General features: G+C 42.1%; 14 protein-coding genes and 1 riboswitch. Of the genes, 9 read left to right on the plus strand and 5 right to left on the minus strand.

What is annotated here, in order from left to right; all coding sequences use genetic code 11:
• Window positions 1-296 precede the first annotated feature (296 nt).
• Complete coding sequence (locus AC2YHV_RS05960) at window positions 297-1,586, minus strand: glutamate-1-semialdehyde 2,1-aminomutase (protein WP_063592104.1); 1,290 nt, start codon at window positions 1,584-1,586, stop codon at window positions 297-299.
• Window positions 1,587-1,714: 128 nt separating this feature from the next.
• A complete protein-coding gene (locus AC2YHV_RS05965; protein WP_413009736.1) occupies window positions 1,715-2,041 on the minus strand; it encodes a hypothetical protein in 327 nt (108 codons plus the stop codon).
• A 151-nt stretch (window positions 2,042-2,192) separates the two neighbouring features.
• On the opposite strand from AC2YHV_RS05965, the gene AC2YHV_RS05970 reads away from it, so the two are divergent.
• From AC2YHV_RS05970 to AC2YHV_RS05980, 3 genes are read left to right on the plus strand one after another with little or no spacing between them, the layout of a single operon-like run.
• Window positions 2,193-3,200 carry an ABC transporter ATP-binding protein gene (locus tag AC2YHV_RS05970; RefSeq protein WP_487372797.1) on the plus strand — a complete coding sequence of 336 codons (1,008 nt, stop codon included), beginning with the start codon at window positions 2,193-2,195 and terminating at the stop codon, window positions 3,198-3,200.
• A gap of 48 nt (window positions 3,201-3,248) precedes the next feature.
• Window positions 3,249-4,040, plus strand: coding sequence for an ABC transporter permease (locus tag AC2YHV_RS05975; protein WP_057278729.1), 792 nt, complete (start codon window positions 3,249-3,251; stop codon window positions 4,038-4,040).
• Window positions 4,041-4,044: 4 nt separating this feature from the next.
• Window positions 4,045-4,830: an ABC transporter permease gene (locus tag AC2YHV_RS05980; RefSeq protein WP_053533803.1), complete on the plus strand. Its 786-nt coding sequence runs from the start codon at window positions 4,045-4,047 to the stop codon at window positions 4,828-4,830.
• A gap of 41 nt (window positions 4,831-4,871) precedes the next feature.
• Here the strand turns inward: AC2YHV_RS05980 and AC2YHV_RS05985 are convergent, their stop codons facing one another.
• Window positions 4,872-5,348, minus strand: coding sequence for an acyl-CoA thioesterase (locus AC2YHV_RS05985; protein ID WP_106028011.1), 477 nt, complete (start codon window positions 5,346-5,348; stop codon window positions 4,872-4,874).
• Window positions 5,341-7,650 (minus strand): 5-methyltetrahydropteroyltriglutamate--homocysteine S-methyltransferase, encoded by a 2,310-nt coding sequence (gene metE / locus AC2YHV_RS05990; protein ID WP_487372798.1) that lies wholly within the window; start codon window positions 7,648-7,650, stop codon window positions 5,341-5,343. Before metE ends, AC2YHV_RS05985 begins: the two co-directional genes overlap by 8 nt.
• A 145-nt stretch (window positions 7,651-7,795) precedes the next feature.
• A riboswitch (cobalamin riboswitch) is annotated at window positions 7,796-7,987 on the minus strand.
• A gap of 236 nt (window positions 7,988-8,223) precedes the next feature.
• Here metE and AC2YHV_RS05995 point away from each other — a divergent pair.
• The 5 genes from AC2YHV_RS05995 (at window position 8,224) to perR (ending at window position 11,989) form a co-directional block, all read left to right on the plus strand.
• Complete coding sequence (locus AC2YHV_RS05995) at window positions 8,224-8,643, plus strand: potassium channel family protein (protein WP_034305333.1); 420 nt, start codon at window positions 8,224-8,226, stop codon at window positions 8,641-8,643.
• 62 nt (window positions 8,644-8,705) lie between these two features.
• Complete coding sequence (gene bcp / locus AC2YHV_RS06000) at window positions 8,706-9,176, plus strand: thioredoxin-dependent thiol peroxidase (RefSeq protein WP_034306447.1); 471 nt, start codon at window positions 8,706-8,708, stop codon at window positions 9,174-9,176.
• 11 nt (window positions 9,177-9,187) lie between these two features.
• Window positions 9,188-10,297 (plus strand): aminopeptidase, encoded by a 1,110-nt coding sequence (locus AC2YHV_RS06005; RefSeq protein ID WP_487372799.1) that lies wholly within the window; start codon window positions 9,188-9,190, stop codon window positions 10,295-10,297.
• A 148-nt stretch (window positions 10,298-10,445) separates the two neighbouring features.
• Complete coding sequence (locus AC2YHV_RS06010) at window positions 10,446-11,390, plus strand: D-2-hydroxyacid dehydrogenase (protein WP_487372800.1); 945 nt, start codon at window positions 10,446-10,448, stop codon at window positions 11,388-11,390.
• Window positions 11,391-11,545: 155 nt separating this feature from the next.
• Complete coding sequence (gene perR, locus AC2YHV_RS06015) at window positions 11,546-11,989, plus strand: peroxide-responsive transcriptional repressor PerR (RefSeq protein ID WP_487372801.1); 444 nt, start codon at window positions 11,546-11,548, stop codon at window positions 11,987-11,989.
• 96 nt (window positions 11,990-12,085) lie between these two features.
• Here the strand turns inward: perR and AC2YHV_RS06020 are convergent, their stop codons facing one another.
• On the minus strand, window positions 12,086-12,439 hold the full coding sequence (locus AC2YHV_RS06020) for a YgzB family protein (protein ID WP_034305326.1): 354 nt from the start codon (window positions 12,437-12,439) through the stop codon (window positions 12,086-12,088).
• A 174-nt stretch (window positions 12,440-12,613) separates the two neighbouring features.
• Between AC2YHV_RS06020 and AC2YHV_RS06025 the strand changes: the two genes are divergently transcribed.
• Window positions 12,614-13,489: a nucleotidyltransferase-like protein gene (locus tag AC2YHV_RS06025; RefSeq protein WP_034305324.1), complete on the plus strand. Its 876-nt coding sequence runs from the start codon at window positions 12,614-12,616 to the stop codon at window positions 13,487-13,489.
• Window positions 13,490-13,653 lie beyond the last annotated feature (164 nt).

The following is a 13,653-nucleotide window of genomic DNA, read 5'->3' on the forward strand; positions in this document are numbered from 1 at the left end:
TGCCTTTCACCTCCTGTAGCATGTGTTTAATGGGGGAAATATTAGTAAACCCGAACAATAGTCCAAGTTTTGATAGATTGAAAGAAAGTGTATAAATGTATCCATATCATATCATTTAAATATTCAGAAATCAATTTTTTATACAATGGGATGGATGCTGTGATTGATGGGATTTTTGTGAGGATTGGCTTCAAATGCTAATATTAAAGATTTGTTACAGGGAAATAAGAAACCCTCAAGATAGATGTACATCCTGAGGGTGTATAAAAAATGCATAATTATGCTGATTCGATTTATTATATTAGGTTTTTGAATGCATGTTCAACCGCTTTTAGAGTATAAGCGATATCATCATCCGTGTGAGCGATTGTCAAGAACCATGCTTCGTATTTGGACGGTGCCAAATTGATTCCCTGATTGAGCATGAGTTTGAAGAACTTGGCGAACATTTCGCCATCCGTATTTTCCGCCTGCTCATAGTTTTCAATTTTTTCAGTCGTGAAATAAATCGTCAATGCCCCTTTAAGGCGGTTGATGGTGATCGGAACATTATATTGGCCAGCCGCTTTCAAGATACCTTCTTCAAGGATTTTCCCCAGGCGGTCAAGTTCTTCGTAAAGCCCCTCTTCTTTAAGTACCTCTAAGCAAGCTATCCCGGAAAGCATGGAAGCCGGATTTCCTGCCATCGTACCAGCTTGGTAGGCTGGTCCCAGAGGTGCGACAGAATCCATGATCTCTTTTTTACCGCCATAAGCACCAATGGGAAGCCCGCCCCCGATGATTTTTCCAAGCGCGGTCAAATCGGGTTGAATTCCCAAGTAGTCCTGTGCCCCTCCATACATGAATCGGAACGCTGTGATGACCTCGTCGAAAATGACGAGTGATCCGGCTTCATGAGATAATGAAATGACTTCTTCCAGGAAGCCAGGACTTGGTTCCACGATTCCAAAGTTGCCGACGATCGGTTCTACCAACACGCCTGCAATTTCATTGCCCCATTTATCAAGTGCTTCTTTAAATGAACCGATATCATTGAAAGGTACCGTTATGACTTCTTGTGCAATGCTTTTTGGAACGCCTGCAGAGTCCGGTGTACCTAGAGTGGACGGGCCGGAGCCTGCAGCGACGAGAACAAGGTCAGAGTGTCCATGGTAACAGCCTGCAAACTTGATGATCTTATCGCGCCCTGTGTAAGCGCGGGCAACACGGATGGTGGACATGACTGATTCGGTGCCTGAATTGGTGAAGCGGACTTTATCCATGGATGGTATGGCTTCTTTCAGCATTTTGGCAAATTTGACTTCATGTTTTGTCGGAGTGCCGTATAAAACGCCGGATTCCGCTGCTTTAACGATAGCCTCCGTAATATGTGGATGCGCATGCCCTGTGATGATCGGGCCATATGCAGCTAAATAATCGATATATTTATTGCCATCAACATCCCAGAAATAAGCCCCTTTGGCATGATCCATCGCAACTGGCGAACCGCCGCCTACAGCTTTGTAAGAACGGGATGGGCTGTTAACCCCGCCAACGATATGTTCCAATGCCTCTTTATGTAAAAGCTCCGAATTTCTAAAATCCAATCTTAAAACCTCCTATAAATATAAACATATTTCCTCTTAATCATAGCACTTTTCTCTCTGGAAATCTGGGGTGGAAGGCTAGGAAATGTGATTCGTACCCTGGTGGAAACGCAGCGCCCCCAGAAGAATCAGGATTCCGGTCCAACATTTTTTTGGGGGGATCCCAAAACTCCTGTTATGAAAGTAAGGACGGCCAAGATGGTGTCAGGATTTTCGATGTCGAAGGATTGGCGGTTCATTTCGCCCTGGGCTTGGTAATAGATTAGCTGCCCGGTTCCTTTCTCTTCATTAATGCGAAGGTGGAAACTGATGGGGGTGCTTTCGATCGACCCGCTGGAATCCCTTTGGATGACCTGGCATAATAATTCACCGTACTCATCTTCATAAAGGAAGTCATATCGAAGGTCGAAAACGACCTTTTCAATTTGGGATAGTAATAATTTTTTGATATTCATAGCATACTCGTCTCCTTTATATATGTATCTGGTACAACGGCCATTCCCTCCCTGAAAATGGTAGATGACATCCAAGCATTTTTATTGTCTAAAAAGGTTGGTTTGGATAAACTAATTCATTAGGACATGAGATTACGGAGGATGTAACAGGATGAGTGATGCAATTCAAGTGAAACAGCTTCGGAAGGAATTTAAGTCGGCATCAAGCCGTTCAGGGCTAAAGGGTGCCTTCCGGGATTTACTTACCAGAAATTATAAGGTCGTCCCTGCCGTCAATGATATCAATTTTACTGTAAAAAAGGGTGAGATGGTAGCTTATATCGGGGAAAATGGAGCAGGGAAATCGACCACGATCAAAATGCTGACAGGTATTTTGGAACCGACAGCAGGCGAAATCACGGTCAATGGCATGAATCCACATAAAGAGAGGGAAAGGTTCACTCAGACTATTGGAGTCGTATTCGGTCAGCGCTCACAGCTTTGGTGGGATATTGCGGTTCAAGAATCGTTTAGGCTGTTAAAAAAGGTCTATAAGGTAACGGATGAACAATATAACGATCATATGGAACATGTCATCAAGACGCTTGATATCGGTCCTTTGCTGGACAAACCAGTGCGTAAACTCTCGCTTGGTCAGCGAATGCGCTGCGAGCTTGCGGCAGCCTTGATCCACAATCCGCCTTTGCTGTTCCTGGATGAGCCGACAATTGGACTTGATGTGCTCGTGAAAATGAAGATTCGTGAGTTCCTGAAAGAAATCAATGAGAAATATAATACGACAATCCTTTTGACCACCCATGATTTAGGGGACATTGAAGCATTATGTGAGCGTGTAATCATGCTTGATGAAGGGCAAATCATCTATGATGGGGAATTGCAGAGTTTGAAAGATAACTGGGCTGAGGAAAAACAGATCCATTTTCAATTCATCGAGCCGATCGCATTGAAGGAATTGCAATCATTAGCGCTCCCATTTACCGCTAACTGGGTTCATGATGAGAAAAATCAAACATACATTGCCTTGTTGAAAGAAGAAAGTGATCATATTTCACAGCTTGTTTCAGCTGTCGTATCTCATTTTAAAATAAAGGACATCAAAATTCATGAAACGTCCATTGAAGAAATTGTTCGCAACATTTACGAAGAAGGCACTGTCTGACTCTCTTATCATTAAGAAACAACGTGTCTATCAAGAAGGGGGAGGGCCATGGGGAAGTATCTTGCCATGATCCGCATGCGTTTTTTAATGATGCTTGCGTATCGAACGGATTATTATACCGGCATTTTAATTTATAGCATTAATATCGGTGCTTATTATTTCTTATGGAATGCGATATATGGAGAAAAAAGCTCCATCGAAGGACTTTCAAGCATGCAGATGACAACCTATGTTGCGGTTGCATGGATGGCGCGCGCTTTTTATTTCAATAATATTGACCGCGAAATCGCCACTGAGATTAAAGACGGCAAGGTTGCCATTGAGATGATCCGGCCTTATAACTATTTAGGCATGAAAACGATGCAAGGACTTGGGGAAGGGATATTCCGTTTTTTCTTCTTCTCGATTCCGGGAATGCTGCTGGTAGCTTTCATTTTTCCTATTGAATTGCCGCGCGATCCGGCTGTATGGGGGATCTTCGGTATTTCCTTGCTGTTCAGTTTCATCATCAATACACAAATTAATTTATTGACGGGAATCACTACCTTTTTCTTATATAATAATGCCGGATTAATCCGCGCTAAAAGGGTTATCATTGATTTATTTTCCGGTCTGCTGCTGCCCATCAGTTTCTATCCTATATGGGCGCAGGAAGTGATGAAATATTTACCCTTTCAAGGGATCAGCTATGTACCAAGCATGATTTTTACGAACGGTTACAGTTCAGGCGAAATTGGCATGGCGCTTTTACAGCAGTTAATTTGGTGCATCATTCTCATAATACCGATTCAGCTTTTATGGATAGTCGCAAAAAAACAGCTGATTATTCAAGGAGGTTGACGGGATGTTTTATGTATCGATGTTTTTTCAATATGTGAGTCAATATATGAAGACAAGACTGCAATATAGAGCCGATTTCTTCATGGAAATCCTATCAGATCTGCTGAATCAGGTCGTGAATCTGGTATTTATCTTGGTCGTTTTCGGACATACGCAATTTTTAAGCGGCTGGAGCCGTGAAGAAATCATATTCATTTATGGATTCTTCCTTATCCCTTTCGCCCTTTTTTCGGCCTTTTTCAACATCTGGGATTTTAATGACCGCTATATCGTCAAAGGTGAAATGGACCGGATATTAACAAGACCGATACATAGCCTGTTTCAAGTCATTTTAGAAAGAATCGAGCTTGAAGCGTTATTTGGTGTTGTGACCGGTTTGATCATTATATTCTATTCGGCGATTTCATTGGATCTTCAGCTTGCGTGGTATGACCCGATTCTTTTCATCATTTTTGCAATAGGCGGGGCACTTGCCTATGCAGCCATATTCGTTGCGATAGCAAGCATTGGGTTCTGGTCGGATGCGAAAACATCCATCATGCCAATGATGTACAATATCGGGAACTACGGGCGCTATCCTGTTGATATTTATAATAAGGTCATCCGTTTTGTCCTTACATGGGTGCTGCCATTCGCGTTTGTCGGTGTCTATCCGGCATCTTATTTCCTAAGAAAAGAAGAGTGGTATGCATATGCATTTGCCACACCTGTAATTGGAGTTGCCTTTTTCGTGATATCCGTTTTCATATGGAATCAGGGAGTGAAGAGGTACCGCGGGGCAGGGAACTGAAAGAACCCCTTCAACAGCATTCATGTTGAAGGGGTTTTTGTTTAGTTCCGTTTTTTCTTTCTTTCGATATATCTTGCTTGGGCTTGAACATATTGCTGTTTTTCCTCTTCCGTCTCCGGAATGACCTGAGGTACGTTTGTCGGCTTACCGTCTTCATCAATGGCAAGCATCGTTAAAAAAGCGCGTGCCGTAAGCTGTTTTTCCCCTGTTAATAGGTTCTCTCGCTCCACTTTCACGTATACCTCCATTGATGTGCGATGAGCACAGGTGACATAAGCTTCAAGGTTGATCGCGTCCCCTGTTTTGATGGGGGCCAAAAAATCAAAAGAGTCGCTTGAAGCAGTCACAACGGGTTTTCGACAATGTCGCATAGCGGAAATGCAAGCTATTTTATCAACATAGGCCATTACTTTTCCGCCAAAGATGGTATTATGATGATTTGTATCCGGTGGAAAAACAAGGTCGGTTAAAAAAGTCCGTGACTGCTGTGTTGGATGGGCAGCGTTCTTTTCAATCATTTGCCTGCTGGTTTACTAAAAGGATTTTACGGACGACTTTTGCTGCTTCGACCATGTTTTTCAGGGAAGCGACGGTTTCCGGGATACCCCTTGTTTTCAGGCCGCAGTCGGGATTGATCCAAAACTGGTCTTTATCCAATACCTTGATGCCCCGTTCAATCATATCGACCATTTCTTCCACTGCCGGCACACGCGGGCTGTGAATATCATACACCCCCAGGCCAATGCCTTTTTCATATGTTTTTTCCTCGAATGCGGAAGCTAGCTCCCCATGACTGCGGGATGTTTCGATGGAAATTACATCGGCATCGAGGGAGGAGATGACATCCATGAAACTGTTGAAGTCGCAATAGCACATATGCGTGTGAATTTGGGTTGTGTCCTCCACGCTTGATGTGGATATCAAGAATGAATTCACTGCCCAGTTCAAATACTCGTCGCGATCGCTTTTTTTCAATGGCAGACCTTCTCTAAGTGCAGGCTCATCAACCTGAATCATTTTAATTCCAGCCGATTCCAAGGCAATGACCTCTTTTTCCAAAGCGAGCGCCAGCTGATAGCAAACATTCTCCCTGGAAATATCATCACGGACAAAAGACCAGTTCAAAATCGTAACAGGACCTGTCAGCATTCCCTTCACCGTCTTCTTCGTCAGTGATTGTGCGTATACACTTTCCTTGACTGTCATGGGTTCGATGAAATGGATGTCGCCGTAGATGACTGGCGGTTTCACGCAGCGGGATCCATAGGATTGTACCCAACCCTTTTCTAAAAAGACGAATCCGCCTAATTTATGACCGAAGTATTCAACCATATCCGTCCGTTCGAATTCCCCATGAACGAGAACATCCAAACCGATTTCTTCTTGGATTTCGATCCACCTGCCGATTTCTTCGTTAACGAATGTTTCATATTGCTTGGCTGTCCATTCTCCTCTATTGAATTTCCCGCGTGCTTGTTTAACTTCAAATGTCTGCGGAAAGCTGCCGATCGTAGTCGAAGGGAGAAAAGGTAATTTGAAAAATTCCTGTTGTTTTTGGTAACGTTCTTTAAATGGAAGCTGACGGCCGGCAGTCCTGTTTTTAACCTTTTCGACATTGGATTGTACAGACCTGTGATTTCGGACATTTGAATTGGCTAACGTTTGAATCGTGAATTTATTGACATCGACTTTTTCGGCGATTGCTTCAATGCCTTGATTATTCCCTTTGACCAAAAGTGTGATTTCCTCAAGTTTCTCATCAGCGAAAGCAAGGGCCTCTTTCACTTCTTTTGAAAGGGCGGTTTCATTACGAACGGTCACCGGGACATGAAGCAGGGAGCAAGAGGGCTGTAGCCAGATTTGGTCCTCGGCTACCTGTTTCTTAAGTGTCTCGATCAATTCGATTTTTTTGGATAAATCGGATAGCCAAATGTTTTTTCCGTCAATCACACCCGCTGCAAGCACTTTGTCCTTAGGGAAGCCGAACGCCTCAAGATTACTTAAATTCCTCCCTTTATCATGTACAAAATCAAGACCGATTCCTTGGACTTTTAATTCGATGACTTCTTGATAGTGTTCCACGGCATCAAAGTATGTTTGTAGCATGATGTTCAGGTTTGGTGCTGCTTCATTCAGTTTTTCATAGAGGTAAGTAACGGTTTGCATATCATCTTTGGAAATGGATGAAACAAGGGAAGGCTCGTCCATTTGAACCCACTTCACGCCTTCTTGCTCCAACTCCCGCAGGATTTGCGTGTATAGGGGAAGCAGTCTCAGGATGATGCCAGGGATTTCCTGTTTATTGAAGCCTTTTGAAAGGGAGAGGAAAGTATAAGGTCCAATCAAAACGGGCTTCGTTTCGATCCCTAGCTTTTCCTTGGCTTCCCGATATGCTGTAAGTGGTTTATTTTCTGTTAAAGTAAGCTGTGCCAGTTTTAATTCAGGGACAATATAGTGATAGTTTGTATTAAACCATTTCGTCATTTCTGAAGCGACTTCATCATTGTTTCCCCGGGCCATTGAATAATAAACGGAAAGGGGGACACTTCCGCCTTCATAAGCTGAATAACGTTCAGGAACAAGACCGAACATGACGGACATATCGAGCATTTGATCATAGAAAGTGAAGTCGTTGACAGGGATGATATCAATGCCCCGTTGCTGCTGTTTTTGTAAGTTGCCTATACGGATTGCCTTTAGTTGTGACGTAAATTCCGCTTCATCGATTTTACCGGACCAGTAAGCTTCCAATGTACGTTTCCATTCACGATCTTCCCCGATTCGAGGGTAACCCAAACTGCTGCTCTTCAAAATTCCCATCCTCCTACATTCAATTGATCGAACAAAAAAAAAGCATTCCTAACCGTCAAAAAAGAAAGTTAGAAATGCTTAAAATAAAGTGGCATGCAAAATGCCCCTTACAATTATAAGGTCCCTAACACCTCCCTATCTCCCGTAGGTTAAAACAGTGTTGTCGAAATAGGCAGGTCTCCTGACTTAGGGAATATCATTAGCGGCTGGCCTTCCCGATCCGTTGATCAGTGGCATATCGAAAGACGCTAACATTCCCATTACAGTGGCGGGACCGTGCCGGAATTACACCGGACTTCCCTTTTAATCCTAATGAAAATTAGGAACCTATTTCCACATATGAAATTTTGCAAAACCTGCCTTGTTAACTGTTTGCAGGTCAAATATTTATAAAATAAAAACTATTATAAAAATTTAGACAATCTTAACATATCCCACCAAAAGGGTCAACATGGAAAAAGGATTAGGGAAAGTTTCCGTTTAATGCGTTTGTCGGTGATAAGGCTGATTCCTAAAAAGAATATATTGTTTGGACAGGGAGTATGTATAGAGGAAGTGGCGTTTTGAAATGGGGCGTGGGGGATGACTTTCTACATCTTGATTGCAGGGATCATTTTTTGCATGGTGATGAGCATTCGTACGTTATTTCTTGTTGAGTCGGGAGGAAAGAAATTTTCTCTAGAGGATATGCTGTGGCTTGGCAATTTATATGCGACGATATTAGTTGGATTTGCACTGATTTATTTATTATACGAGCTTCAGAATCATTCGGTGATTCTTGATATGGGCAATCGGTTGGATGGGACTTTCTATGAGCAATTGAAGACTTCTTTTTATTTTAGTGCGATGACGATGTTTTCTGTAGGGTATGGAGATATAGCCCCAATTGGCATGGGAAGGATGATAGCTACCATTCAGGCCTTCATTGGGTATACACTGCCGGCAGCGTTCGTGATTCGTACGGTGATCGATCTGGAGCAGAAAGATAGGAAGGATAAATGAAAGTTGTGTTTCTTTCGATTATTGGGTACTCTTACCATAATGAAAGAAATGGAGGGTTCAATATGACTGTTAAAATTGGCGAAAAAGCACCTGATTTCAAACTCCCTGCAAACAATGGTGAAATGGTTTCCCTATCGGATTTTAAGGGGAAAAACATTGTTTTATATTTTTACCCAAAAGACATGACGCCAGGTTGCACGACGGAGGCCTGTGATTTCCGGGACCATAATGAGCAATTCGAGGAATTGAACGCGGTCATCCTTGGTATCAGCCCAGATCCAGCGGCACGTCATGAAAAATTCATCGAAAAACATGGATTGCCTTTTCTGCTGCTGGCTGACGAAAATCATGAAGCGGCTGAATCATTTGATGTTTGGCAATTGAAAAAGAACTTCGGCAAGGAGTATATGGGCATTGAACGTTCAACTTTCCTGATTGATAAGGCTGGAAATGTAGTCAAAGAATGGCGAAAAGTAAAGGTTAAAGGCCACGTCGAAGAAGCGCTTGAAACTCTTCGCGAACTCGAAAAATAAGGGATAGGCAGATGAAGGATGAGAGGATAACGAAGCTTGCAGCCAGGCTGGTTCATCATTCGATACAATTACAGCCTAAAGAGAGAATCCTCATACGGGGGCATATCAACACGAAACCATTATTGAAAGAGTTGATTGATGAAATATACAGAGTGGGTGCTTATCCATATGTGGAACTCGAGGACGATGAGATAAGCCGCCACCTGTTACTAGGGAATGTGAAGGAGCAGCTTGACACAGCTTCGCAATGGGCCTTGAAGAAATATACGGATATCGATGCGGTCATCATCATCACTGGGGAAGAAAACATTGCGGAAATGACTGATGTTCCCATCGAGAGGCACCGTCTTCAAGGGGAGGCCATGAATTCCCCTACACTTTTTTATGTAAACAACCGACGTTGGGTCTTACTTAATTATCCCACCAAGGCAGCAGCGCAAAAAGCCGGCATGACGTTCAATAGGTACGAAGACTTTCTTTTGAACGTATGCACAATGGATTACGGGAAAATGGAGACGGCTTTGAAGCCGTTAAAACAATTGATGCAACGTACTGACAAAGTCAGGATCGTTTCACCAAGGACAGATTTGACCTTTTCCATCAAAGGCATGCCAGCCGTCATATGTGCCGGAAAAAAGAATTTACCGGATGGGGAAGTATTTACGGCACCCATAAAAGATAGTCTTAATGGAAGGATATCCTTCAACACACCCACAACCTATGAAGGAATCACCTTTAGTGACATAGAATTGAACTTGAAAAAGGGGAAAATCATTAAAGCGACTTCCAATCGTGACCCTGAAATGAACCAAATTCTGAATATTGATGAAGGGTCCCGGTTTATAGGGGAGTTCGCTATTGGAATCAATCCATACATATTGGAACCTATGGACGATATCTTGTTCGATGAGAAAATAAGCGGGAGCCTGCACTTGGCTCTCGGACTTGCCTATGATGAAGCGGATAATGGAAACCGGTCATCGATACATTGGGATATGGTCTTGATCCAGCGTCCGGAATATGGGGGCGGTGACATCTATTTCGACGACGTCCTGATCAGAAGGGATGGCTTTTTTGTTTTGCCGGAATTACATGCATTAAACCCAAATTCTTTAAAATAAAGCCTTTTTTAATAAGGATGAGGCTTTTGTCCAACTCAAAAAGGGGACACCCGAATATGCTTTATTAAGGGAATACCTCCTCAGAGAAAGTTGCGCGGGACACATAGAGCCCGTGTTTTTTTATGTTAATTAAAAGGGGGAGATATACATGTTAATACTTTCGACTGTCATTCCGAATGAAGGTATCCAAATGAAAATGATGAAAGCTTTTCCTGATTTGAACTTCATTTATCAAAAAGGATGGAAAGATGGGCCGCTTCGTGAAGCGGAAATCTTAATTACATATGGTGAAGATTTAACTGAAGAAATCATTGAGAAAGCAGCGAACTTGAAATGGATCATGGTCATGAGTGCAGGGATGGAACTAATGCCATTTAAAGCCATCGAGGAACGAGGCATTATGGTGACCAACGCAAGAGGCATACATAAAATCCCGATGGCCGAGTATACGATAGGGATGCTTTTGCAATATGAAAAGAAATTGAAGCTGCTTATGAAGAATGAAAAGGAAGAATTGTGGGATAGAAAGATTGAAGTAGGGGAATTAAATGGCAAGACCATGCTCGTATTGGGTGTAGGTGCAATAGGAGGGGAAGTGGCTCGTCTTGGGAAAGCCTTTGGGATGAAGACGATAGGAGTGAACCGGAGCGGGAAACCGGTGGGATCCATTGATCACCTGTATGACCTGGATCATTTATTGGAAGCCATACCGGGAGCCGATTATATAGTATCCGTCCTGCCAAGTACGGATGAAACGAAGGGCCTTCTGCAAAAAGAACACTTCAAAGCCATGAAAGAATCTGCAGTATTCGTGAATATTGGCCGCGGCGACCTGATTAAAGATGAAGTGCTGATCGAAGCCCTTGATGCTGGGGAATTGTCTCATGCCGTCTTGGATGTATTTGATCCGGAGCCTTTAGGAAAAGGGCATCCGTTTTGGAGGATGGAGAATGTTACAGTCACACCGCATCTTTCAAGTAAAAGCGGAGAATATTTACCAAGGACCTTTGCCATATTCGAAAAAAATATGCGTGAATACCTGAAAGCTGGAAAAGACTTCACCAACGTAATCGACTTATCTAGGGGATACTAAGTTCAATGCAAAAATGGGAAAGAATCAAGTCTTCATGAATAAACTAAAAAAGAATGGTTAAGCCATTGAATTATTGACAAATTCAACGTATAAAAGGTACACTATTTATAAACATTATAATTTAAGAATGCATACTTAATGAGAAAAAGAGGTGGATGACGGTGTCTGAAGTTCAGTTAAAAGAAGCGTTGGATTCCTTAAAAGATACCGGTGTAAGAATAACTCCTCAACGCCATGCGATACTTGAGTATTTGATAAGCTGCATGTCCCACCCTACCGCTGATGATATATATAAAGCGCTGGAAGGCAAGTTTCCGAATATGAGTGTGGCAACGGTTTATAACAACCTGCGTGTGTTCCGCGAGGTAGGTTTGGTAACAGAACTTACGTATGGGGATTCTTCGGCAAGGTTTGATTTTGTGACGACGAATCATTATCATGTAATTTGCCAAACTTGCGGTAAAATTGTGGACTTCGATTATCCTGCATTGGATGAAGTCGAGCATTTCGCAGCACAAGTCACTGGTTTCAATGTTAGTCACCATCGGATGGAAATCTACGGCGACTGTATGGATTGTGCGAAAAAAGAATCGCATTAAAAAAAGTTCCTCCACTTGGTTGGAACTTTTTTTCATGTTTATGAAGAAATGATACAATTGTTAAAGCCTTCGTGAAAGGGAATTCAGCTAATCGACTTAATCATGCAGGCTTTTCCGGTTATATTTTTCATTGAATTCTTCGCCTTCCAACTTTTTGTCAAGTGTCAATGGTTCTTCACAATGCATGCAAATATCTACACGTCCTAGTATTTTTGTAGGTTTGCTGCAGTTAGGGCAGACAACCTGGATCGATTTTGTAGAAAGCATTCCAATCCAGAAATAAACCCCTGTGCTTGCGATTATGAATAAAAGGCCCAGCCCCATGAAAATCGTCATGACAACAGGATGTGTTTTGAAGAAAAGCCCAAGGTACATTACGATAAAGCCAATGAAAATCAAACTCAAAGCAAAAGTGCGTATTTTATTGATTTTGCTAGAATATTTAGCCATGGATTGTCCCTCCTAAAATATAACTTTAACTATAACATAAACAATGGATGGAACAAAAAAGAAATAAAGGATACATATTACTTTTGAATTGAAATGGTTTGGGGTAAGGGAACTAAGCAGGAATTTGAAGAGTTTTGCCGAAAATCTAAAAAAAAGGTTTTGGAGGAATTTATGATGGAAGATATCCTTCGCCCGATTTATCAAGAGCGAGCAAGTTTAAAATCTACACTTGGAATCTTGTTAGTAGAAAAAAGAGATGATAATAGCCCGATTACCGATACGTTTGACTACATCCTTTTTGTAATTGCAGACGAAGCAGAAGAGGCCGTGTTTTTAAAACACTACACATACCAGGATAAAAAGGCGGCCCTGCATATCGTAAAGGAAGACCAATTAAAAGAATGGCTCCTATTAGGCACGAACCGCAAAGTGGTTGACTGGATATATAACGGGAAGGTCCTTTTTGACCGGAACGAATATCTGGACCGTTTGAAAACCGAAATCCGGGAGTTCCCCTTCTATGGAAGGAAGTTAAAGATGGGGATGGAGTTCGCGAAGTTAATTCGCAGGTACATGGATGGGAAAAGCTTCTTTGAAAAAGGCCATCATCTTGAGGCATACAATCATATCGTTCATTCCCTGCATCATTTGGCCCGTTTGGAGATAATAGAACAGGGCTTTTATCCGGAGGTTACTGTCTGGAACCAAGTGAAGCATATGGAACCTGAAATTTACAAGCTGTATAAAGAATTGATCAGCAGTGAGGAAACGCTCGAAAAAAGATTGGAGCTTTTATTCCTTGCGAGCGAATTTCTTATATATTCGAGGACCAATGCAGGTTCACAGCATTTGGTCGAAATAATGGGAATGAAAGAAGATCCGTGGACGATTGCAGAGCTTATGGAGCATCCGGAAGTTAAGTTTTATTCAGTAGACCTAGGCGTTTTATTGGAATATTTGATAGAGAAGAAGGTAATCGATGTCATCAAAGCGGAGACAAAAGGGCACGAGGTATATCATCGGTTTTATCGTGTATCAAAAAACTTTTAAAAAAATGCATTTTTATTGTTGACCAATAATAATATAGGTGTTATATTAATACATGTCGCTGCGGGACATCAGCTTTCGCAGCTTCATCAAAACAAAAAAATAAAAAAACATGTTGACAACGGAGTTGAAAACATGATAAGATGTAAAAGTCGCTTACGAAGTAG

It is taken from the genome of Peribacillus sp. SRI_006 (genome assembly GCF_057586375.1).